Here is a 22,279-nt window from a genome sequence, read left to right as displayed (position 1 = left end):
GCGACAGTGGAGGTATGACAACAGCAATGACCTCCGGCGCGGCGGAACGGGTCGCCGCCGCGCCGGTGATCGAGCTTCGCGGACTCACCAAATCCTTCCGCACGTCCGCCGGTCCGGTGCGCGCGGTCGACGGCCTCGACCTCACCGTCTCGGCGGGCGAGGTCGTCGCTTTCCTCGGACCCAACGGTGCCGGCAAATCCACCAGTATCGACATGATGCTGGGCCTGCTGCGCCCGGACGCCGGAACGGTCCGGATCCTCGGCCGTACCCCGGCCGAAGCCGTTGCGGGCGGGCGTATTTCGGCCGTCCTGCAATCGGGTGGCCTGCTGCCGGATCTGTCCGTCGGCGAAACGGTGCGGGTGGTGGCGGCCCTGCACCGGCACCCGCGGCCCGCCGACGAGGTGCTCGCGCGCGCCGGCATCGACGGCATCGCCGATCGGATGGTCGGTAAGTGTTCCGGTGGTCAACAGCAGCGGTTGCGGTTCGCGCTCGCCCTGCTGCCCGATCCCGATCTGCTGATTCTCGACGAACCCACCACCGGCATGGATGTCGAGGGCCGGCGCGACTTCTGGAACGCCATCCGCGCCGACGCCCGGCGCGGACGCACCGTCGTCTTCGCCACCCACTACCTCGACGAGGCGGACGCCTACGCCGACCGCATCGTCCTGGTGCGCAACGGCGCCGTCGTCGCCGACGGCAGCGCGGCCGCGGTGAAGAATCTGGCCGCCGGGCGGACGGTCTCCGCGACCCTGCCCGACGCCGACCCGGCCCCGTTGCGCGCGATCGCCGGGGTGGACGGTGTGGAGCAGCGCGGGGACCGAGTGCTCGTGCACGGCAAGGATTCCGACGCCGTTGCCCGTTACCTGCTGACCAGGACCTCGGCCACCGACCTCGAAATCACCGGCCGCAATCTCGAAGACGCCTTCCTCGCCCTGACCGGAGACCACTGATATGACCACCATGACCGCGCCGATTCCCGGCGTCGCCCGCCTCGGAGGTTTCAGCCGGGGTTTCCTGCTGCTCGAACTGCGCCGGATGATGCGCAATCGGCGCACCGTCATCCTCGCGCTGGTGATGCCGGTGGTGTTCTTCGTCGTCTTCGGCGCCCAGTCGTCGTACCGCCACGAGTCCTACGGATCGGCCAATGTCACTGCGTACGTGATGGTTTCGATGGCCGTCTACGGCGCGATGCTGGCCACCACCAGCGGTGGCGCGATGGTGGCGGTCGAGCGTGCCGCCGGGTGGGTGCGCCAGCTGCGGTTGACCCCGCTGAGTCCGGCCGCCTACGTCGCCACCAAGGTGACCGGCGCGATGCTGCTCGGATTGTGCGCGGTCGCCGTGGTATTCGTCGCCGGCGCCGTGACCGGTGCGCACCTGACCGCGGCGGCTTGGGTCGGGTGCTTCCTGATCGCGTGGCTCACCTCGATCGTCTTCGCGGCCTTCGGTCTGTTCATGGGATATCTGTTGCCGTCGGAGAACGTGATGCAGATCCTCGGCCCGGCGCTGGCACTGCTGTCGTTCGCCGGTGGGCTGTTCATGCCGCTGCACGGCTGGTTCGAGACGGTGTCGAAGGTGTTTCCCACCAACGGGGTGGCGACGCTGGCTCGGCTGCCGCTCGGCGATACCGGCGCCGCGTCGGCCGCGCTCGCGGTCCTGAACGTGGTCGTCTGGGCGGTATTGTTCGCTCTCGGATCCGCGGTGCTGTTCCGCCGTGACACCGCTCGCTGACCGCGACGCCGCACCGTCCGTCCCGGCGGGTGGTGCGGTAGCGTCGGGTCCCGACGGCGTCGACCACGGTGGGAGGCGGAAGGTGCGATGGGGCGGATCCGGCATCGCCCGCCCGGTCACCGGCGCCCTGGACCGGGTGGCGCGCGGGGTGGCCGGTGGCGACGACACTCCGGAGTCGGCGATCCAGCAGCGCCGGTTGATCTTCGGCGCGATCTTGGCTCTGGTGTGGCTGCTGTATCTGGTCGGGCCCATCGTGTCGCAGTGGCACGACGGCCGGCATCCGCGAGCGGTCGCCGCGGCGTTCTGCCTCGCGCTGTTCTGGGTCCTGACGGCCTCGTGCTTCGGCCCCTTCCGCCGGCCGGACTGGGACGAGGCGCCCACGGCGCCGGTTTCGCCCGAATGGCCGCGTTGGCTCGTGCTGGGGGCCTTGGCCGGGCTGTCCGGAGCATTGACCGCACTGCTGGGCGTCACCGGGCTGGGAACCGCGATCTATGTCGCCGCCGCGGCGGTATTCGTGCTGCCGACGGCGAAATCGGGTGTGGTGGTCGCGACCGTGGCGGCCGTGCTGATCGCGCTGTCGCTCGCCACACCGCTGCATTTCGGTAGCGCACCGCTCTATTTCGCCTTCATTCCGGTCCTGATGTGGATCGGCCGGGAGGTCAGTGCGCGTCGCGCCCAACTGCGCGAGATCACTCGCCGGCAGCAGGGTGAGCTCGCGATCGTCGAGGAACGCAACCGGGTGGCCCGCGACGTGCACGACATCCTCGGCCACTCGCTCACCGTGATCACCGTGAAAACCGAACTGGCGCAACGGCTGCTGGACGACGACCCGGGTCGCGCCCGGCAGGAACTCGCCGACGTGGAGCGACTCGCCCGTGAGGCGCTGGCCGGGGTGCGCGACACCGTCGGCGGACTGCGGGAGGTCTCGCTGGCCGGCGAACTCGCCAATGCCCGCACCGCGCTGCGAGCCGCCGGAATCGAGGCCGAGCTTCCCGATCCCGCCGATCTGCCCGAGCGACACGTGGTGGCTTTCGGCTGGGTATTACGCGAGGCCGTGACCAATGTGGTGCGCCACAGCGGCGCCCGCCACTGCCGGGTGCGGGTCGATGATCGGATGATCGAGATCACCGACGACGGTCGAGGAGTCTGCGGCGCGGTGTTCGGGTCGGGGCTGTCCGGCTTGCGCGAGCGGGTTCGCGCCGCCGGCGGCCACCTCGTCGTCGCCACGCCGCCCGCCGGAGGCACCCTGGTCCGCGCGGAATTTCCCGAGGTCGGCGGCCGGAACTGACTGCGGTCGATCGGGGCCCGGCGGATCGCCTCCGGTGGTACCACCCCGCGCCGCGCTCGGCCGGTCGGCGACGGCTGATCACCCCGCCGGTTAGGGTCGCTGGTGTGCGAGGGATGACGGGGATCGACCGGTGCGGGGCCGCGCCGAGGTGCGGGCGATGATCCGCCTGCTGCTCGCCGACGATCAGGCGTTGGTGCGCGGCGCGCTGGCGGCGCTACTGGGCCTGGAAACAGATCTCGAGGTGGTGGCCGAGGTCGGCCGGGGCGACGAGGTGCTGGCGGCGGTCCGGCGCAGCAATCCGGACGTCGTACTGCTCGATGTGGAAATGCCCGGACTGGACGGCATTTCGGTCGCCGGGCAGGTGCATGCGGCCTTTCCGCAGGTGCGCATTCTGATGGTGACGACCTTCGGCCGGCCCGGCTATCTGCGACGTGCCATCGATGCCGGCGCCGACGGCTTCGTCGTGAAGGATACGCCCGCACGTGAATTGGCGGATGCGGTTCGTCGAGTGCAGATGGGCTTGCGGGTGGTGGATCCGGCGCTGGCCACCGAAACCCTCACCGCGGGAACATCGCCGCTGACGGCGCGCGAGCGGGAGGTGCTGGCCGCCGCGGCGGACGGTTCCACTGCGGCGGTGATCGCGAGCCGGTTGCATCTGTCCGAGGGGACGGTTCGCAATCACCTCTCGGCGGCCATCGGGAAAACCGGAACGCGGACCCGAGCCGAGGCGGTCCGTGCGGCGGAGCGCCTCGGCTGGCTCTGAGTCGCCGGTGCGCGCACGGTGGGTGAGCGTAGATTCCGGTTCGTGCACCTGACTCAGATTCGCCTGATCGTGTCCGATTTCGCCGGCTGTGTGTCGTTCTACCGCGACGTCCTCGGCCTCACCCCGCAAACCGATGATCCGCGACCGCCCTATGCCGCATTCAAACCGGAACTGGGCAGCACGCTGGCCCTGCACGACCGCTCGAATCTGGCAGCGGCGCTGGGCGATACGTTGCGCCCGGAATCGGCTACCGCGACGGATACGACGATGGTGTCGCTGCGCGTCGACGATCTGACCGAGTATCTGACCGAGATCGGCGGCCGCGGCGCCGAGATCCTGGCCGGGCCGATCGACTACGACGGCCGCATTCGCTGCGCGTATCTGCGTGATCCGGACGGCAATCTGATCGAGCTGCAGCAGTGGCTCGCCACCCGGAGCGGGGAGCCGGTACCGCCGGCGGGCTGAGGCGGCCGCGAATCAGAACCGGCCACCGCGGCTGATCCGGCGGGAGCTGTCCGACCCACCGAAAGAGGCCGGGCCCCAACCCGACCCACCGGTGCGCCGACCGCGGTACCCACCGGCCGCGCCGCGCAACAGGCTGTCGATCAGTATTCCACCCAGTACCGCACCTGCCTGCGAGCCGCCCGAAATCGGTTGCCGGGCTTGCCAGTTCCGCACATCGGCCTGTGCCGCATGCAGCGCGCGGGTAACCAGATCGGCGGCCCGCTGGGCGCTGTCGAGGGCCGACTGCGGCTCGGTATCCGAAAGCTGCTGTGCCCGGGCCAGATTGCGCTGGGCCTCGGCCAATCTGGTGCGTGCGGTCGCCTCGATCCCGCCGCGGCGGGTGTCGATGAAGTCCGCCGCCGCGCGGACCTGCGCCTGCGCCGCGGCCGTGGCCTGTTCCAGTCGCCGGCGCAGCTGATCGGCCGCGAGCTTGCGTTCGCCGGCCACCGTCACGGCGCGGTCGAGTGCGGTATCGGCCGCGACCGCCCGCTGGAAGGTGCCCAGGGGATCGGCCTCGCCGGTGGTTTCGGCCGTCTCCCACGCCGCCCGGGCGCCGGACATCGCCTCGGCCAGTTCGGGGCCACCGTGCTCGGTCAGTGTCGCGGCGGACTCGAGATCGCGGCCCAATTCGGCCAGGGCAGCGGGCAATCCGGCCCGCGCCTGGGCGATATCCGTTTCGGCGGTGTCGACGGCGTCGAGCAGCCTGCGGGCGGCCGCCACCGCCGCCTCGGCGCCACGGATCGCCGCGACCGCGCCACCTTGCCGGCCGACCGGCTGTGCGACGGCGCTACGCCCCTGTTCGACGGTCTGTTCGGCGAAGGCGATCCGTTCCCGCGCCATCGTCACGTTGTCCCGCACCGGTGCGGTGACCGATTCCGGCTGCGCGGCCACCAGATCGCGCAGCGTCTGCTCCGAACGCGGTAGTCGCACGGTCAGATCCACGATGTCGCGGGTGAGCGCGTCCAATCGTTGCGGCGCGTCGATCAGCAGATTGCGCATGGCGTCGAACTCGGCCACCTTGTCGTCGAGCTCGGCGTCGGCGCGCCCGCAGGTGGTGATCAACTCGATCAGCAGATCGTTTCGTTGTTCCGGAGTTTCGGGAATGTCGTCGTCGAGCCGCTGCCGAATCGAAAACGCGTGCGCCATCGCCTGTTTCGCCGCTTCGACGGCAGCCGCGAACGGCGCGGTCGCGGTGGCGCCGAATTCGTCGGTGGCCAGGCGCAGTTCCTCCGCACTGGCGCGGATCGCGTTGTCGGTGTCGACCAACATCTCACCGGCGCGGGCCTCGAGCAGATCCGGGCGCAACCGGCTCAGCGCCGCCGCGTCGGTCGGATCCACCGCGCGGGCGGCCGCCGCCTCGGCTCGCCCGCGGGCCCGCCGGCGCACCTGTGAAGCACCCAGCACCAGGCCGATCACGCCCAGCACGATCAGGGTGATCACGATCAGCGGCCAGATTCCGACGCCACCGGAATCGCCCATGGCCGTGGACAATCCGTCCGCCGCGGCCACCGCCGCCTCCGCCCACTGCCCGTTGTGCAAGCGCGGCTCCACCTGGTCCCGGAGCAGCGAATCCAGTTCCGAATCGCTCACCGACGGCGGCAGTGCGCCCGTGAAGGCATAGGACCGGTCGGCGGTGGCGATCGACAGCAGCACATCGCGGTCACCGAACCCGGACGCCGTTGCGGTGCGCTCACCCCAGGTCTGCGGGTCGACGCCGCCGAAGTCGTGGACATAGACCACCCACAGCCGCTCCCGGTGCGCGGTGTACAACGCGTCCACCGAGGCGCGCACGGTATCGCGTTGCGGTCCGTCGAGCGCCTGTGCCGAATCGGTCACGTATTCGTTGAGCCGCATCGGCTGGTCGGCCACCGCCGGGCCGCAGCAGCCGAGCACGAACCCGAACACGATCGACAGCAGCACCGCGAGCAGCGTCGGCGGCTGTGATCGGCGAAGACGCGAGAGCGGCGGCATAGCACGAATGTATCCGCCACCACGGCGGCGAGGACGGTATTCCGGCCGACCCGTGTCGGTCGCGGTGATTACCATCGGCAGGATGATCACGCTGGATATCCCCTATACGGGTCATGTCGCACCGGGTACGAATCCGCAGCAGCGCGACGTCCCGGGCGCCCGGATCGTGAAGATGTCGGTCGGCGGCATGGACAACAACGTCTACCTCGTGCAGGACACCGCCACCGGTGATGCCGTGCTGATCGACGCCGCCAACGAATCCGAGCGCATCCAAGCGCTGGTCGATCAGGAGGTGCCGGACCACCTGCGCCTGATCGTCACCACGCACCAGCATCCCGATCACTGGCAGGCACTGAGTGCGGTCGTCTCGGACACCGGTGTGCCGACCGCCGCGCACGCCCTCGACGCCGACCCACTGCCGGTGCGTCCGGACCGGCTGCTCGCCGACGGGGATACCGTCACGATCGGCGAACTGGAATTCGAGGTCCTCCATCTGCGCGGCCACACGCCCGGGTCGGTGGCGCTGGCCTTCACCGACGGCGACGGCCGCACCCATCTGTTCACCGGTGACTGCCTGTTTCCCGGGGGCGTCGGCCGGACCACCTCGCCGGCCGATTTCGATTCGCTGTTCCACGATGTGACCACGAAGGTGTTCGACCGCTTCGGCGACGAAACCGTGGTCTATCCCGGTCACGGGGACGACACCACTCTGGGCGACGAGCGTCCGCAGCTGGCGCAGTGGCGCGAACGCGGGTGGTGAAGTGATCCGGTCCGCGGGTATGCCGCCCATCGCTCCGCAATCGTGACGTGACCGAGCACTGGCACACTCGGGTCATGCCGTCCGCCGTCACCCACCCCGCGCCCACCCGCCGTCCCCGGCGAGCCGCCATCCGCGCGGGTCGTCGGTCGCGCGCTGGCTGCGCCGGGTGGTCGCCGGGACGATCGTGATCGCAGTGGTGCTGGTCGGGGGGACCGCGTTCCGGGTGTGGCAGGTCGCGCGGATCGACGACTACACCCACGCCGACGCGATCGTGGTGCTGGGTGCCGCGCAGTACGACGGCACGCCCTCCTCGGTGTTCGAGGCGCGCCTCGGGCAGGCCTACCACTTGTACAGCAAAGGTGTTGCGCCACTGGTGATCACGGTCGGCGGCAAGCAGGTGGGCGACAACTACACCGAGGCCGCCTCGGGTAAGAACTACCTGAAGAATCGCGGTGTGCCCGCCGACCGGGTGCTCGCCGTCGAGACCGGATCCGACACCTTGCAGAGCATCGAGGCGGTGGCCACCGCGATGCGCGCCCGCGACCTGTCCTCCGCGGTGCTGGTCAGCGACCCGTGGCATTCGCTGCGCACCCGGACCATGGCGCGTGACGCCGGGCTGGACGCCTGGACCGCGCCCACCCGCACGGGCCCGGCCGTCTACACCCGGGAATCCCAGTTCCACGGCATCGCCCGCGAGACCGGCGCGCTGCTGTGGTACCAGCTCACCCATTTCTCCGCCGACTTCAAATACACCGCGGAGCAGTGAGAATCAGGCGGTACCCCTCATGAGCCCCGACCCGATGCCCGAATGCCCGTACGTCGGCACCGACCGCGAGCGGATGGTGCCCGAAACCTCGCCCACGGCCGGGTTGCGCTGGTCGCCCGCTCCGGCGCGGCGCAGCGATTTCGCCCGCGACCGAGCCCGGGTCCTGCATTCGGCGGCGCTGCGCCGGCTGGCCGACAAGACGCAGGTGATGGGCCCGCGCGACGGCGACACCCCGCGCACCCGGCTCACCCATTCGCTGGAGGTCGCGCAGATCGGCCGCAGTATCGCGGAGGGGCTGGGCTGTGACGCGGATCTGGTCGATCTCGCCGGGCTGGCGCACGATATCGGCCATCCGCCCTACGGACACAACGGAGAGCGGGCCCTCGACGAGTTCGCCGACGCCTACGGCGGTTTCGAGGGCAACGCCCAGAACCTGCGCATTCTGACCCGGCTGGAGCCCAAGGTGTTCGATGCGGCGGGGGAGAGTTTCGGCTTGAACCTCACCCGCGCGGCCCTGGACGCCACCGTCAAATACCCCTGGGGCAGAACGGGTTCCGGCACCAAGTTCGGCGCCTACGAGGCCGATCTCGACCGGCTGAACTGGGTGCGCAAGGGTGCGCCCGAGCGGCGGCAGTCGCTGGAATCACAGGTGATGGACTGGGCCGACGATGTCGCGTATTCGGTGCACGACGTGGAGGACGGCGTGATCGCCGGGCGGATCGATCTGCGCGCACTCGCCGATCCGGTCGAGCGGACCGCACTCGCCGAACTCGGCCGGCGTCAGCACCGGGACCTCTCGGCCGACGATCTGATCGCGGCGGGGCAGCGGCTGTCCCGGCTCCAGGTGATCGCCGACGCGGCCGGCTACGACGGCAGCCTGCGCGCCTCGGTCGCGTTGAAGCGGCTCACCAGCGATCTGGTCGGGCGATTCGCCACGGCCGCGGTCGAGGCCACCCGGGCGGCCTGGACCGGGCAGTCGCTGTGCCGGTACGCCGCCGACCTGGAGATTCCCGCGGTGGTGGCGGCCGAGGTGGCCCTGCTGAAGACGGTCGCGCTGCGGTATGTGATGTCGGATCCCGAACACCACCGCCGCCAGGCCGCCCAGCGTGAGCGCATTCACGCGGTGGCCGACCGGCTGCTGGCCGAGGCCCCTCATGGTCTGGACCCGATCCTGCTGCCGTGGTGGGAGGCCGCCGACGACGACACCGAGCGGGTCCGGGTGATCACCGACCAGATCGCCTCCTACACCGAGAGCCGGCTCGAGCGCATCGCGGCGGCCTGAACGCGGTCGTCGACATGCCCCGACCGGCACGCGGCTAGACTCGATTGCCGTGGCAGGTCGACTTCCGGATCGCGATATCGCGGCAATACGTGAACGCGTACGCATCGAGGATGTCGTGGGTGAATATGTATCGCTCAAACGTGCCGGCGCGGATTCGCTGAAGGGGCTGTGCCCGTTTCACGACGAGAAGTCGCCGTCGTTCCACGTGCGGCCCAATCACAGCCATTTCCACTGCTTCGGCTGTGGTGAGAGCGGTGACGTCTTCGCGTTCCTGCAGAAGATCGAACACGTCGGCTTCGTCGAGGCGGTCGAGCAGCTCGCCGACCGGATCGGTTACAAGATCAACTACGAGGGCGGCGGGACCTCGGTGCAGCGCGATCGCGGCACCCGCTCCCGGCTGGTCGCCGCCAATGCCGCCGCGCACGAGTTCTATCAGGCGCAATTGCGCGAACCGGGCGCCGAGGCGGCCCGCAAATATCTCACCGATCGCAATTTCGACGCCAACGCCGCCCGGCACTTCGGCTGCGGATATGCCCCGGCGGGCTGGGACACACTGACGAAATACCTGCTGCGCAAGGGTTTCGACATCAAGGAACTGGAAGCGGCCGGACTGTCCAAACCGGGCCGGCACGGGCCGATCGACCGATTCCACCGGCGGCTGCTGTGGCCGATCCGGAATCTGAGCGGCGATGTGATCGGCTTCGGCGCGCGGCGGTTGTACGACGACGACCAGATGACGGCCAAGTACATCAATACGCCGGAAACCGTGCTGTACAAGAAGTCCCAGGTGCTGTTCGGTCTCGACCACGCCAAGCGTGAGATCGCCAAGAGCCATCAGGCGGTCGTGGTCGAGGGCTACACCGACGTGATGGCGATGCATCTGGCCGGGGTGACCACCGCTGTCGCCGCCTGCGGCACGGCGTTCGGCGACGAACATCTGTCGATGCTGCGCCGGCTGCTGATGGACGACAATTTCTGGCGCGGGGAGATCATCTACACCTTCGACGGCGACGCGGCCGGTCAGGCCGCCGCGCTGAAGGCCTTCTCGGGTGATCAGAAATTGGCCGGGCAAACCTACATCGCGGTCGCACCGGACGGTCAGGATCCCTGCGAGCTGCGGCAGCGGTCCGGGGACGGGGCGGTACGCGATCTGGTCGCACGCCGGGTCCCGTTGTACGAGTTCGTGATTCGTGGTCTGCTCGCCGACCACAATCTCGACACCCCGGAGGGACAGGTCGAGGCCCTGCGGCGCGCGGTGCCGGTGGTGGCGCAGATCAAGGACAACGCGCTGCGCAAGGCGTACGCGACCAAATTGGCCGGCTGGGTCGGCTGGGACGATATCCAGCTCGTGGTCCGCCGGGTCGGCGACCATGCCCGGCGCGGGAAGCCGATGAAGGGGGTACCCGCCCGCGAACCGGCGGCCGCGCCTGCCGAGTCGGCGGCCGCCCGCCCGCACCCGGGCGACCCGGTGCTGCTGCCGCAGCGGCAGGTGCTGGCCGCGGCCCTGCAGTATCCGGCGACGGCGGGCCCTCTGTTCGACAGTCTCGAGTCCGAGGCGTTCACCCATCCCGCCTACGCCGCCGTTCGTTCCGCGGTGGCCGCCGCCGGTGGTACCGCGGCCGGAATCGGTGGCGCGGAATGGGTTTCGCGGGTGGCCGATCACACCGACGACCTCACCCTGCGGGCGCTGGTCTCGGAACTGGCCGCCGAGCCGCTGCCGGTGAAGTCGATGGACGATATTCCGCGCTTCATCTCCGGGGTCCTGGCGCGGGTGCAGGAGGCGTGGGTCGGCCGTCAGGTGGCGGAGCTGAAGTCGAAGCTGCAACGGGTCTCCTCGACCGAGCAGCCCGACGCCTATATGGCGCTGTTCGGCGATCTGGTAGCGCTCGAGCAGTACCGCAAGAGCCTGCTCACGCAGGCCATGGGCAACTCGGATGATTTCACGGTGGTCTGATCGTTCCATCCGGAATGAGATCGACACACTTTCATCGTGCCGGGGCCGAGTTGACCGCAGAGGTCGTCGACGGTGACGGACCGCCGCTGGTGATCGTTCCCGGCGTCATGTCCGATGCCGCGGGCTGGCGACCGGTGGTCGAGCGGCTCGGGGTGACCAATCCGGTGGTGACGATCAATCGTCGAGGCCGGGTGCCGAGCGGCCCGCTGGGCGACGACTACTCCGTGCGCACCGAAATCGACGACCTGCATCACATCCTCGACACCCTCGGCGGCGGCGTCGAGTTGTTCGGGTGGAGCTACGGCGGGCTCATCGCGTTGGAGGCGGCCTGCGAACGGACCGATCTGCGCTCGCTGATCGCGTACGAACCGGTGTCGGCACCCTTCGCCCCCGGCGCGATTCCCGCGCTGCGCGCCGCGGTCGACCGCGGTGATCTGGATGCCGCGGTACGGCTGGTCAATACGGATGTCTCCGGATTCTCCGCGGAATATGTTGCCGCGCTGCGGGAATCGCCGGTGTGGGAGGTGCTGCGCCCGCTGGCCGCACCGCTGCCCGCCGAACTCGCGGCGATCGACGGCTACCCGGCGAGCCTGCGGCGTTATCGCGCACTGACCGTCCCGGTCACCCTGATCCTGGGCGAACTCAACGCGAACGCCGAACCGTACGGCACGGCCTTCGACCGCATCGCCGCCGCCCTGCCGCAGGCCCGGATCGATCGGCTACCGGGGCAGGGCCATCTGGCCCACGCGTCGGCGCCCGACCTGCTCGCCCGGCACATCGCGGCAGCGCTGGACGCTACCGCCACCCGGCGGTAGCCGGCACGTCCCGCTACCCGAGCCGGTCGCGGGACGTCCACGTACTCCCGTCCCGACTCGAACCGGACCCTGCCGGTGAACGTTCGGCCGGTCCGGCCCGTTCGAATCCCTCGGTACGGGTCCTCGGACGACGGCGCCCACGGTTACGGCTGATTCTCGGTGCGTGCTGTCCAGGGCGGTCCGGGTGGATTCGACAGCGTTCATACCGGGAAGGTGCGGACCTCGGAGTGCGTCGGTACGTCGTCGCTCGGGGGCGGCGATCGGCGCGTAGATTTCCGAGGGTGAGTCGGGCCTCGAGATTGCGGGCCGGCTCGTATCGTTCTTCACGCGGCAGGGAGGGCAGTGAACGAGATCAGCGACGCCGAATTCGACCGGCTGCTCAACGAATTCGAGCACACTTCCGACCACCTGGAAACCCGGGACGCCTACGGCACCGCGGTCGAGCTACCGCATCTGGCGAAATGGGCCGCGGGCGAGCCCGACGACCTGGAATGGTTGCACGGCTGGTGCACCGCACTGCGTGAGCATGCGGCGGCCGGGCGAAGGGTGCGGCGAGCGCGAATCGTGTCCGAACCGCTGAGCGAGTATCAACGCTGGGCGCACAGTATTGCCGCGCCGATGGTCGAGGCCGGGGAGGACATTCGATGGACGCCGCGCCGGTTGGTGTCCTCGATCGGCATACCCGGCAACGACTTCTATCTGTTCGACGACCGGCTCGTCGTATTTCTGCACTATGCCGGAGACGGACTCGCCACCGCGAAGACCATGTCCAGCGATCTGCACGTTATCGCGCTGTGCCGCAACGCATTCGAGGCAGTGTGGGAACTTTCGACCCCGCATCGTGAGTACCGGCCCGGCTAGCTCGGCCCCGGAAGCTCGCCGCGCGCCGAGAGAAGGAGCAGTCTCGGGTCGGTCCGCCGCACTCCTTCCGGTGGTTGTCGAGGCCGTGACCACGGGCGAGCCGAGTCGGGCGAGGCTCAGCACCGACTGCCCACACCCCCGGCGACGACCGCACAGGCATGACGTCGCGCGCCGGACCCCGGCCGGATGCCCGCGCGGCCGATCCGTATCCGGGAAAGTACGGGATCTCTCCGACACATATGCGTTGAAAAGAAGTCAACCCCCTACCCGTTTTACCTGGTAGGGGGTTGTTTGCTTGCTCCCCCATCTGGACTCGAACCAGAAACCTGCCGATTAACAGTCGGCTGCTCTGCCAATTGAGCTATAGGGGATTGCTCCGGTCTGCCCGTGCGGGCCGACCGAGGACAAACTTTAGCCTATGTCCGCTCCGCTGCCCAAATCGGGCCGGGAGCTGGGCAAACGCCGGAGTTCGCCGGAACGGTTCGGATAAGGCGGACGGATGTGGCGGGGTGGTCGATCGTGGTCCGAACCGGGTGCGCGGGACGGGAATTGGCGCACGCGGCGAGCGAAGGCCGAAATTGTCGGTGGGGTCTGGCAAGGTGGTGCCGGATCGACAGTCCGGCTCGGTGTCGGGCAGGATGTACGGCGCGGACAGCTACTGGGAGGAGCCCGAAAGAATGCTGCGGTTGATCATCGGCGTCGCAGCCGGTTATGTGCTGGGGGCCAAGGCGGGGCGCGCTCGATACGAGCAGATCAGCAAGACTACCCGCGCCGTCGCCGCCAGTCCGGTCACCCGCAAGCTGGTTCAGGTCAGCCGGCAGAAGTTGTCGGATCGGCTCAACACCCAGCCGCGGCTGGAGCCGATGGAGCCGATCGACGAGCGCACCACCGTCCTCGTCCCGCAGGATCAGCTGCGGCGCTGACCTCGTGGCTCAGTACTCGTTCTTGATGACGAAGTACGAGCCGCGGATGGTGCCGGCCAGCTTCGACTTCTGCCTGGCGAACTTGAAGGAGGAGAGCTCGGGCGGGACCTCCATGCCGTCGGAGAGCTTGAACCCGACGGCTCGCTTCTTCGGGTTGTCGAGCGGGTACAGCACGTTGATCGACAGGCCGTTCTCGTAGAACACGTAGGCCCAGCGGATGTCCTCGACCTGGAACTCCGTGGCTTCGAGCGGCCGCGCGGAGATGACGATCCCGCGTTCGTCGGCGAGGATCCGATGCACCCAGTCGATGATCGACTGCGCCTTCTCGGCCGGTTCGACGGTGAAGACGTGGTCGTACTTGTTCTTGAAGTACCGGGCCTCGTTGGCGCGCAGACCGGCCAGCGCGTCCGCGACCGGTGACGACTCCAGGCCGACGGTCGAGACGGTCTCGAAATCCACGGCGTAGCTCATGCCGAACTCCTCACGGGTGGGTGTGTTCGTATCCTGGCACGACTGGCCGGTCCCGGCGTTGAGGCCTCGCCCACGACCCGCCCTCGTCGCGGGCCGCCGCCCTACGAGTCGACGAGTTCCTGGATCGCGCGCCCGTAATGCTCGACCAGCTGCTCGCGCGGGGCGGCGGTGAGGACCGGGTCGTCGAGCACGCACAGGGCGGTGAGCAGGCCGGTGACCTGGGCGCCGATGAGCCGGCTGCGCAGGGCGAGCTCCGGGCCCCGCAATCGTGGGGCGAGGACCCGATCGACCATCTCGCTGATCTGTTGCCGCAGGCGGTCGCGCACGGCCGGCAGATCCGAGGCGCGCAGCAGCGCGGTGAACACGTGCGTATTGCCGGACTCGTCGCGGACGCGGTCGACGAGGAAGCCGACCAGGGCGGCGCCGAAACGATCGGCCGGCTCGTCGGCTATGGGCGCGAAGGCATCTCGCATCGTCATCGTGTCCAGGAACAGTTTCTCCTTGGAACCGAAGTAGCGGATGACCAGAGCCGGGTCGACCCCGGCGCGGGCGGCGATATCGCGCACCCCGGTCGCGGTGTAGCCGTGGCGCGAGAACAGGTCGGTGGCGGCCCGGTGGACCGCCGCCCGGGTGTCCTGGGCCGACCGTGCGGTCCGGGTCGGGCTCGTCGGCATGTGCCGCACCTTTCGAGGCGATGTGGCTGGGCGGACACAGTCTATGTCAACACTGTTGACAAGGCGGAGTCAACAATGTTGACTCGATCCCCATGAGACGCCGGTCACAGTATCGGCGGCATCGGTCGCGACTGCGCGACGGATCGAGTTCCACAGAAAGTTGGTGCCATGGTCGACAGCGCCGCTCCCGCCTTTCCGCCCGCCCCGCAGCTGCCGCCCGACGAGGTCGCGCGCCGGCGGCTCACCTTCGCCGATCTGCTGCTCGCGCGGGCCGGCGACGACCACCCCGGCCTGCTGTTCGAGGACGAGCGTTACAGCTGGGGCGAGGTCGTCACCGAATGCTTCCGGCGCGCAGCGGTATTCGCCGAGCTGCGGCGGGCGGGACGACCGTTCCATCTGGGTGTGCTGCTCGAGAACGTGCCCGAGTACATCTTCGCGCTCGGCGGCGCGGCACTGTGCGGGGCGACGGTCATCGGCATCAACCCGACCCGGCGCGGCAGCGAACTGGCCGCCGACATCCGGGGTGTGCACTGCGACGTGATTCTCACCGATCGCGACGGCCGCGCGCAGCTCGACGGCCTCGACACCGGTGTCGAGGCCGACCGGATTCTGCTGATCGATACGCCGCGATGGGCGGAAGCCGTTGCCCGCGCGGCGATCTCGGCCGAGGTCCCCGAGCCGGCCCGGGATCCCGCGACTCGCCTGCTGCTCACCTTCACCTCCGGTTCCACCGGCGCGCCGAAGGCCGTGATCTGTTCGACCGGGCGACTGGCCGCGTTGGCCGCCGTCAACCCGTTCGGCCTGACCCGCGCCGACGTCACCTACAACGCGATGCCGCTGTTCCATGGCAACGCGATCATGGCGTGCTGGGCGCCCTCGGTTTTCACCGGTGCGACCTTCACCATGCGCCGGCGGTTCTCGGTCTCGGGATTCCTGCCCGATATCCGCCGCTTCGGGGCCACCTATTTCAACTATGTGGGCCGCTCGCTGGCGTATCTGCTCTCGGCTCCGGAATCGCCGCTGGAACGCGACACCCGGCTGCGCATCGTCTTCGGTACCGAGGCCGCGCCGCTCGACCGGGACGAATTCGAGCGACGATTCGGGGTCCGGCCGATGGAGAGTTACGGCTCCAGCGAAGGCGGAGTCGTGATCCGGGTGACACCGGACACCCCGGTCGGTTCACTCGGCCGCGGTCCCGACTACATGTCGGTGGCGATTCACGACAGCAACGGAAAACCCTGTCCCCCCGCACGATTCGACTCCGACGGCCGACTGATCAATGCGGCGGAGGCCATCGGAGAGATCGTCAACACCACCGGCGCCGCAATGTTCGAGGGGTATTACGACAATCCGGTGGCCACCGCGGAGCGGATAGCGGGACCGGTTTTCCGGACCGGTGATCTGGGATATCGCGACGAGGCCGGATTCTTCTATTTCGCCGGGCGCGCCGGGGATCGGATCCGGGTCGACAGCGAGAATTTCGCCGCCGCTCCGGTGGAACGGATTCTGGCGCGATTTCCCGGGGTGGCGCTGGTGGCGGTCTATCCGGTGCCGGATCCGCGCACCGGCGACCAGGTGATGGCGAGTATCCAGATGACCGACGGGACCGATTTCGATCCGGAGCGGTTCGGTGAATTCCTTGCCGCCCAAGCCGATCTGGGCACCAAATGGGCGCCGCGATTCGTCCGGATCGTCGCCGAGATGCCGGTGACGGCCACCCGCAAGATCAACAAACCGGTGCTGGCCGACGCGTCCTGGTTGGTCGACGATCCGTTGTTCGTCGCCGAGCCGAGGTCGACCCGCTACGTGCCGGCGACCGCCGAGTACCGGGCCCGGCTCCTGGCCGAATACGAGCGGTACGGGCGTTCACCGATTCCGCACCGGGCTCGATCGTGATCGGTGGGTGGTGCCGCCGTGAGCGCTGAGCAGCTACGCATGTCGGAGCTGGGTTCGGATTCGGTGTCGGTGCTGCGGATCATCTCCTACTTCGACGCGCTGGGCGAAAGCGCCGCCAACGCCGATACCGTGGTGCGGTCGGCGGCGTTGCTGGCGGAGTGCCCCGTCGCCGCGCAGTGGGGGGTCGGGCCGATCATCGCCTACGACGCCCACGGTGCTCCGGTCACGGTCGACCCGCGCGCCGCCACCGGCGACGACCCACAGGTCTGGTTGCGCCGCGAGGGCCCGCCGCGGCCGCTCGACCCGGTGCTGCTGGACCGGCTGCGGCACACGCTGCGGGTGGCGGCCGTGCAGCAGGCGAGGGCGCGCAGCGATCCGCATATGGGTGATCCCACCCTGCTCGAGGTGGTGCTCTCGGACAAGGAACGCCGTGAGGACCGGTTGCGCGCGGTCGGGCTGCTCGGGCTGGATCCGGCCCGCGACATCCGGGTTCTGGCGGTCTCGGCGACGACGAATACCGCGGCGCTGGAACTGATTTCGCGGGTCTGCCCGGGACGGATGGTGCGCTCGATAGCGGCCGGAAATCTGACCGCGGTGATCCTGCAGGACAGCAGCGACAGTGGTGAACTGGCCCTACGCCTGCACGAGGCCATCGTGGCCCGGTATCCGGCGCCGCGCGACGGCGGCGACCGCGGACCGTGGATCGGGGTGGGGGAGCGGATGAGCGTCTACGCCGCACCGGCATCGTGGAAGAAGGCCCGGCGGGCGCTGCGCTTCACCTCCGCCACGCCCTACGGTCGCCGCGCGGTCGCCGCCGAACTGCTCGGCTCACTAGCCTTACTGGCCGAACTCCCGGTCGAACGCCTACTCAACGATCCGGGCGTCGCGCGGCTCAACGCCATTGCGACCTCGGCCGGCGGCGAACAGGAGGTCGCGACCCTGGAGGCGTTCTGTGTCTTCGGATCGCTGCGCCGCACGGCCGCCGAACTGCACATCCATCACAGCACCGTCGCCGCCCGGCTGGCACGACTGGCATCGGAGATGGGGTGGAATCTCGACGATTCGGTCGACCGGTTCATGGCCACGCTGGTCCTGATGGTCCGCCGCCTGGCGCTGACCTCCACCGAACTGGCCGCGGCCGAGGTCTTCGGCCGGCCCGGATGAGTGGCCCCCGACGCGCGGCGGACCTTCCGGCCGAATCCGCCGACAGGTGTCGGCTGAGGACGGGATGTGGTTCGAGTCACTATCGCAGGACGAACTCGCCCGTCCGCAGAGAGGTTTCGGATATGCCGGTCATCGACCCCCGTCGCACCTGGGAAACGCTCGAACAGCGCCTCGCCGTCACCACCGACGAACGGCACCGCGTCGTGCTCGGTGCCGTCGTCGAACATATGAAGGCCGAGGCCGCCCCCGACCTGGATCGGCTGATGGCGACCCTGGCGCCCGCGCCCGATTACCACTTCTGGCACGACGGCCACGATGTGGGCCCGACGGGCACCGACGGAGTCCGCCAGTACTACATCGACTTTCTCGCCACCCGCACCAACATCCTGGAATTCGCCATCGACCGCTTGGTCGTGGACAACCACTGCGTAGTGACCGAGGGCTTCCTGAAGATGATCTACCCTGGTTCCTTCGCCGCCCAGGCGGGATTACCCGTCGACGACGAGACCGCCGACTATCTGGTGGTGATGCGGCAGCTGATCCTGTGGCCGGTCGACGCGGACGGGCTGATCCAGGGCGAGGATTCCTACCATTCCGGACCCGCGAGCATCACGAAACTGTCGTATGCCGATCTGCCGCAGGAATATATCGACTTGGTGCACACCCCGGCGCGGTGAGCCGGAGTGAGCATCAAGCACATCAGCGTTGTCGCTTCGGTCGCTATTCGCTTGCCCCCGAGTGAATCAGTAGGCCCACGAGCCGTTCAGGAGCTCCTGCGCCGCGGTAACGATGTCGGTAGCAAGCTCCGAAGGCGTGGCGGTTCGGTTGGCATCCCAGTCGCTGTAGCGGTCTGCGAGCTTCAGCAGCGGGCGCAGCGACTGCGGCGGGTTGAACCCCAGCCAACCCTCGGTCGCGATCAGTTCGACACCGATCACGGGCGGCAGATGGCCCTGTGTGATCCGACGAAGCCACCAGGGGCCATGGCCGTGGCCGCGCGAGGACGGGGCGGGTGGAGGCCTGGGGTCGGTCGCGCCACTACGCCGGATAGACGTGGATCTCGGTTGCCTTGACCGCGGCCCAGAGTCGCATGCCGGGGTGGAGGCGCAGCTCGGCGACGGCGGCCGAGGTGATGTCGGCGAGGACCGTCGGAGCGCCGTCGAGGCGGACCCGGGTCAGATTGGCATGTTGTTCCAGTCCGGTGACCGTCACCGGCCAGGCGTTGCGGGGACTGCCGGACGGTTGTTCCGGATGCAGGCTGACCGCGCTGGGTGGGAAGGCCAGAAACACCCGGCCCGCCGCCGGGTCGGGGACGGTGAGGCGGCCGCCGTTGTCCACCTCGACCGCCCTGCCGGCGGCGGTGCCGCGAAACAGGTTGAGCCCCAACAGGTTCGCGACGTACTCGGTGCGTGGTCGCCGCGCCACCTCGGCGGGTGCGCCGTGCTGGACGACATTGCCGTGTTCGACGATGACCAGTCGGTCGGCGAGCACCAGGGCGTCGAGCGGATCATGGGTGACCAGCACGGTGTGGCCGCGGTAGTCGCGCAGATGGTGCGCCAGGTCGGCGCGCACCTGCAGGCGGGTGCCGGCGTCGAGCGCGGCCAGCGGTTCGTCGAGCAGCAGCACCTGCGGATCGGTGGCCAGCGCGCGGGCCAGGGCCACGCGTTGCGCCTGCCCGCCCGACAGCGCCCGCGGCATCGTGCGCAGGTGTTCGCCCAGTCCCACCCGGTCGAGCCATGCGGCCGCGTGGCGACGCGCCTCGGTGCGCCGCATACCGCGGGCGCGCAGGCCGAAGGCGACGTTCTCGAGCGCCGAAAGATGCTGGAACAGTAGATAATCCTGAAAGACGACGCCGACCCGCCGATGCTCGGTGGGCACGAAGACGCGGGGCGGCTCGTTCCACACCTGATCGGCGACGGCGAGTCGGCCGCCGGTCAGCGGCACGAGTCCGGCCAGTGCCCGCAGTGCGGTCGTCTTACCCGCGCCGTTGGGTCCGAGCAGGGCCACCACCTCGCCCGGTTCGGCGGTGATCGCGATATCGAGGTGGAATCGGTCCCGCCGGATCTCCAGTTCGGCCCGCAGCGTCACGCCGCACCTCGAATCCAGCGCTCGCGCAACGACACCAGTACGACGACCGAGACCAGCAACAGGACCAGACTGAGCACGATCGCGGCCTCCGGATCGGTCTCCAGGGCCAGATACACCGACAGCGGCATGGTGGTGGTGCGGCCCGGGAAGTTGCCGGCAAAGGTGATGGTCGCGCCGAATTCCCCCAGCGCCCGCGCCCAGCACAGCACGCCGCCGGCGAGCACGCCGGGCGCGATCGCCGGTAGCGTGACCCGGCGAAAGGTGTACCAGGGCGAGGCGCCGAGCGTGGCGGCGGCCTCCTCGTAGCGGGTATCGGCACCGCGCAACGCGCCCTCGACCGAGATGACCAGGAACGGCATGGCGACGAACGCCTCGGCGACGACCACACCGGCCGTGGTGAACGGCAGCGAGACCCCGAACCAGTCGTAGAGGTACTGGCCCAGCAGTCCGCGGCGGCCGAAGACCAGCAGCAACGCAACGCCGCCGACGACGGGTGGCAGCACCAGCGGCACCGTGACCAGCGCCCGGATCACGGCCCGTCCGGGGATCCGGGCCCGGGCCAGCAGCCAGGCCAGCGGGACGCCGGTGAGGAGACAGATCACGGTCGCGAGGGTTGCGCAGATCAGCGAAAGCCGCAGCGCGGTACCGACTTCGGCGGAGAACAGGCGGTCCGGCAGCGTCGCCCAGGGTGTCCGCACCAGCAGGCCGATGGGCGGGACCACCAGGAATGCGAGGGCGACGAGGGCGGGCAGCACCAGGACGAGCGGGCGGCGCCGCGCCGCGAGCCCGCTCATCGCGCGGCCCCGCCGGGACGTCGACGGCTGCTCACGGTGTGTCGAATCCCGCCTCGGCGAAGACCCGCTTCGCTCGGTCGGAGCGGACGAAGTCGACGAAGACGGTGGCCGCGGCGGCATTGGGCGCCTTCGCCAGCGGTGCGATGGGGTAGGTGTTGATCACCTTCGACGATTCGGGAAAGTCGATTCCCTCCAACTTGCCGCCCGCCGACCGCACATCGGTCCGATAGACGAGCGCCGCGTCGACCTCGTCCAGGGTCACCTTGGTCACCGCCGCCTTCACATCCTGCTCCCGGGTGTCGGGCTGCGGGGTGATACCGGCGAGTTGGAAGACCTTGTCGGCGGCCGCGCCGCACGGAACCTGCACCGCGCACAGCGCGATCCGCGGTTCCGGCCGGCCGAAGTCCGCCAGTCCAGTGATCTTGCCCGGATTGCCCCGGGGCACAGCGATTTCCAGGCGATTGCTCGCGAAGGTCGCGGGGTTCGCGGTGACGTCGCCGCTGTCGACGACCTGCTGCATATTGGCCGGCGCGGCGGAGGCGAAGACGTCCGCCGGTGCGCCCTGCCGAATCTGCTGGGCCAGTGCCGAACTGGCGCCGAAGCTGTAGATCACCTTCGTCCCGGGATGGGCGGCCTCGAAATCGTGGCCGAGGGTCGTGAAGGTTTCGGTGAGCGAGGCCGCCGCGAAAACGGTTATCGTGCCGGAGATTTCCCCCGATCCCGTGGTTTTCGTAGCGCCGGAGCCGCAGCCGGTCAGGGCCGCGGCCATCGCCAGCACGGAGACGACGGCGACGGTATCCGCGGCGCGGAACCGCGCGGTACTGCTCCCGGTCAGCGCCCGGATCGCTGCCCGGCGCTTCGTCGCGGCGCCGTGGTGGCGGGGGAGCCGCATGCTCGTCAACCTTCCGGAATCTCGACCACGACATGGGTGGACTTGACCGAGGCCACGGCCACGCTGCCCACCTCGAGGCCGAGTTCGTCCACCGACTCGCGACTGATCAGCGAGACCAGCCGGAACGGTCCGGCCTGCATCTCGACCTGCGCCATCACCGTGTCCTTGACGATGCGGGTCACGATGCCGCGCATCCGATTGCGCGCCGACGCCGCGACGGTGACCCCGGGCTCGCGTGCCTCGGCGTGCTGGGCGCGCAGCAGCTGCGCCAGGTCCTCGCCGCGCACCCCCTTGCGTCCGCTGTCGAGCCGCACCTGCGGCAGTCGGTCCTGATCGATCCAGCGCCGCACGGTGTCGTCGCTGACTCCCAGCAGCGCCGCCGCCTCGCTGATCCGCAAATTCGTCACGACAGCTAGCATATTTCCGCGAATGCGGATAGCCAACCGCCGGGTTCACGCCGCAGATCGACGGCAGCGCAGAGGTGTGGCTGTATCGCCGGACGAACCGGCGCATCGGCGGGCATATGCCAGGACGGCCCGGCACGCGGATTCTGTTGCGGGATCACACCGGCTCGGGCAAGGATTGCGGCCGAGGCCGAATATCCGCAGCTGTGGCGGGGTTTCGCGACGAGCCTGCCGGACTACGAGTGCTATCGGCGGCAAGGCCGGCGGGCGCGCAATTCCGATCG

Annotated in this window: 23 protein-coding genes and 1 tRNA gene; 15 read left to right on the top strand and 9 right to left on the bottom strand. The window is 69.4% G+C overall.

Features of this window, described 5'->3' with window-relative positions; translation table 11 throughout:
* Window positions 1–14 precede the first annotated feature (14 nt).
* The 5 genes from ON37_RS17535 to ON37_RS17515 all read left to right on the top strand — a co-directional run bounded on the left by ON37_RS17535 (window position 15) and on the right by ON37_RS17515 (window position 4,244).
* The gene (locus tag ON37_RS17535) at window positions 15–950 is read left to right on the top strand and encodes an ABC transporter ATP-binding protein (protein ID WP_040720668.1); all 936 of its coding nucleotides are present in this window, start codon (window positions 15–17) and stop codon (window positions 948–950) included.
* A gap of 1 nt (window position 951) precedes the next feature.
* Window positions 952–1,728, top strand: a complete 777-nt coding sequence (locus ON37_RS17530) for an ABC transporter permease (RefSeq protein WP_040720667.1) — start codon at window positions 952–954, stop codon at window positions 1,726–1,728.
* An 82-nt stretch (window positions 1,729–1,810) separates the two neighbouring features.
* Window positions 1,811–3,016, top strand: a complete 1,206-nt coding sequence (locus ON37_RS17525) for a sensor histidine kinase (RefSeq protein ID WP_051031707.1) — start codon at window positions 1,811–1,813, stop codon at window positions 3,014–3,016.
* 157 nt (window positions 3,017–3,173) lie between these two features.
* Window positions 3,174–3,779 (top strand): response regulator transcription factor, encoded by a 606-nt coding sequence (locus tag ON37_RS17520; protein WP_040720732.1) that lies wholly within the window; start codon window positions 3,174–3,176, stop codon window positions 3,777–3,779.
* 42 nt (window positions 3,780–3,821) lie between these two features.
* Entirely contained in the window at window positions 3,822–4,244 is a 423-nt protein-coding gene (locus ON37_RS17515; protein WP_040720666.1) for a VOC family protein, read from the top strand.
* A 12-nt stretch (window positions 4,245–4,256) separates the two neighbouring features.
* On the opposite strand, the gene ON37_RS17510 is transcribed toward ON37_RS17515, so the two are convergent.
* The gene (locus tag ON37_RS17510; RefSeq protein ID WP_040720665.1) at window positions 4,257–6,254 is read right to left on the bottom strand and encodes a TPM domain-containing protein; all 1,998 of its coding nucleotides are present in this window, start codon (window positions 6,252–6,254) and stop codon (window positions 4,257–4,259) included.
* 82 nt (window positions 6,255–6,336) lie between these two features.
* Between ON37_RS17510 and ON37_RS17505 the strand changes: the two genes are divergently transcribed.
* The 6 genes from ON37_RS17505 (at window position 6,337) to ON37_RS17480 (ending at window position 12,692) form a co-directional block, all read left to right on the top strand.
* Window positions 6,337–7,014 (top strand): MBL fold metallo-hydrolase, encoded by a 678-nt coding sequence (locus tag ON37_RS17505; protein ID WP_040720731.1) that lies wholly within the window; start codon window positions 6,337–6,339, stop codon window positions 7,012–7,014.
* Between the two features lie 157 nt (window positions 7,015–7,171).
* A complete protein-coding gene (locus tag ON37_RS17500) occupies window positions 7,172–7,780 on the top strand; it encodes a YdcF family protein (RefSeq protein WP_040720664.1) in 609 nt (202 codons plus the stop codon).
* A 19-nt stretch (window positions 7,781–7,799) separates the two neighbouring features.
* Window positions 7,800–9,062, top strand: a complete 1,263-nt coding sequence (locus ON37_RS17495; RefSeq protein WP_281004689.1) for a deoxyguanosinetriphosphate triphosphohydrolase — start codon at window positions 7,800–7,802, stop codon at window positions 9,060–9,062.
* Window positions 9,063–9,111: 49 nt separating this feature from the next.
* On the top strand, window positions 9,112–11,016 hold the full coding sequence (gene dnaG, locus ON37_RS17490) for a DNA primase (protein ID WP_040720662.1): 1,905 nt from the start codon (window positions 9,112–9,114) through the stop codon (window positions 11,014–11,016).
* Window positions 11,017–11,030: 14 nt separating this feature from the next.
* The gene (locus ON37_RS17485; protein WP_040720661.1) at window positions 11,031–11,831 is read left to right on the top strand and encodes an alpha/beta fold hydrolase; all 801 of its coding nucleotides are present in this window, start codon (window positions 11,031–11,033) and stop codon (window positions 11,829–11,831) included.
* Window positions 11,832–12,173: 342 nt separating this feature from the next.
* Window positions 12,174–12,692 (top strand): DUF6879 family protein, encoded by a 519-nt coding sequence (locus tag ON37_RS17480; RefSeq protein WP_040720660.1) that lies wholly within the window; start codon window positions 12,174–12,176, stop codon window positions 12,690–12,692.
* A 298-nt stretch (window positions 12,693–12,990) separates the two neighbouring features.
* On the opposite strand, the gene ON37_RS17475 is transcribed toward ON37_RS17480, so the two are convergent.
* Window positions 12,991–13,063, bottom strand: a tRNA-Asn gene (locus ON37_RS17475).
* A gap of 255 nt (window positions 13,064–13,318) precedes the next feature.
* Between ON37_RS17475 and ON37_RS17470 the strand changes: the two genes are divergently transcribed.
* The gene (locus ON37_RS17470) at window positions 13,319–13,615 is read left to right on the top strand and encodes a hypothetical protein (RefSeq protein ID WP_157171479.1); all 297 of its coding nucleotides are present in this window, start codon (window positions 13,319–13,321) and stop codon (window positions 13,613–13,615) included.
* Between the two features lie 9 nt (window positions 13,616–13,624).
* Here ON37_RS17470 and ON37_RS17465 read toward each other — a convergent pair whose 3' ends face one another.
* Together ON37_RS17465 and ON37_RS17460 are read right to left on the bottom strand one after the other, a co-directional pair.
* Window positions 13,625–14,086 (bottom strand): DUF8821 family protein, encoded by a 462-nt coding sequence (locus tag ON37_RS17465; protein ID WP_040720659.1) that lies wholly within the window; start codon window positions 14,084–14,086, stop codon window positions 13,625–13,627.
* Window positions 14,087–14,187: 101 nt separating this feature from the next.
* Window positions 14,188–14,760: a TetR/AcrR family transcriptional regulator gene (locus ON37_RS17460; RefSeq protein WP_040720658.1), complete on the bottom strand. Its 573-nt coding sequence runs from the start codon at window positions 14,758–14,760 to the stop codon at window positions 14,188–14,190.
* Between the two features lie 168 nt (window positions 14,761–14,928).
* Between ON37_RS17460 and ON37_RS17455 the strand changes: the two genes are divergently transcribed.
* The 3 genes from ON37_RS17455 (at window position 14,929) to ON37_RS17445 (ending at window position 18,497) form a co-directional block, all read left to right on the top strand.
* Complete coding sequence (locus ON37_RS17455) at window positions 14,929–16,656, top strand: AMP-binding protein (RefSeq protein ID WP_083893068.1); 1,728 nt, start codon at window positions 14,929–14,931, stop codon at window positions 16,654–16,656.
* Window positions 16,657–16,674: 18 nt separating this feature from the next.
* Window positions 16,675–17,820: a PucR family transcriptional regulator gene (locus tag ON37_RS17450; protein ID WP_040720727.1), complete on the top strand. Its 1,146-nt coding sequence runs from the start codon at window positions 16,675–16,677 to the stop codon at window positions 17,818–17,820.
* A 122-nt stretch (window positions 17,821–17,942) separates the two neighbouring features.
* Window positions 17,943–18,497, top strand: a complete 555-nt coding sequence (locus tag ON37_RS17445; RefSeq protein ID WP_040720657.1) for a nuclear transport factor 2 family protein — start codon at window positions 17,943–17,945, stop codon at window positions 18,495–18,497.
* 66 nt (window positions 18,498–18,563) lie between these two features.
* Here the strand turns inward: ON37_RS17445 and ON37_RS17440 are convergent, their stop codons facing one another.
* The 5 genes from ON37_RS17440 to ON37_RS17420 form a co-directional block, all read right to left on the bottom strand.
* Complete coding sequence (locus ON37_RS17440; RefSeq protein ID WP_040720656.1) at window positions 18,564–18,755, bottom strand: hypothetical protein; 192 nt, start codon at window positions 18,753–18,755, stop codon at window positions 18,564–18,566.
* A gap of 100 nt (window positions 18,756–18,855) precedes the next feature.
* Complete coding sequence (locus ON37_RS17435; RefSeq protein WP_040720654.1) at window positions 18,856–19,905, bottom strand: ABC transporter ATP-binding protein; 1,050 nt, start codon at window positions 19,903–19,905, stop codon at window positions 18,856–18,858.
* Window positions 19,902–20,699, bottom strand: coding sequence for a molybdate ABC transporter permease subunit (gene modB / locus ON37_RS17430; RefSeq protein WP_040720653.1), 798 nt, complete (start codon window positions 20,697–20,699; stop codon window positions 19,902–19,904). Before modB ends, ON37_RS17435 begins: the two co-directional genes overlap by 4 nt.
* Before the next feature lie 31 nt (window positions 20,700–20,730).
* Window positions 20,731–21,591: a molybdate ABC transporter substrate-binding protein gene (modA, locus tag ON37_RS17425; protein WP_083893066.1), complete on the bottom strand. Its 861-nt coding sequence runs from the start codon at window positions 21,589–21,591 to the stop codon at window positions 20,731–20,733.
* Window positions 21,592–21,596: 5 nt separating this feature from the next.
* Window positions 21,597–21,998 (bottom strand): TOBE domain-containing protein, encoded by a 402-nt coding sequence (locus ON37_RS17420; RefSeq protein ID WP_040720652.1) that lies wholly within the window; start codon window positions 21,996–21,998, stop codon window positions 21,597–21,599.
* Window positions 21,999–22,279: the final 281 nt, after the last annotated feature.

Origin of the sequence: Nocardia veterana NBRC 100344, assembly GCF_000308855.1 — a bacterium.
Classification (GTDB): Bacteria; Actinomycetota; Actinomycetes; order Mycobacteriales; family Mycobacteriaceae; genus Nocardia; species Nocardia veterana.
This window is presented reverse-complemented; position numbering and strand designations above follow the sequence as displayed.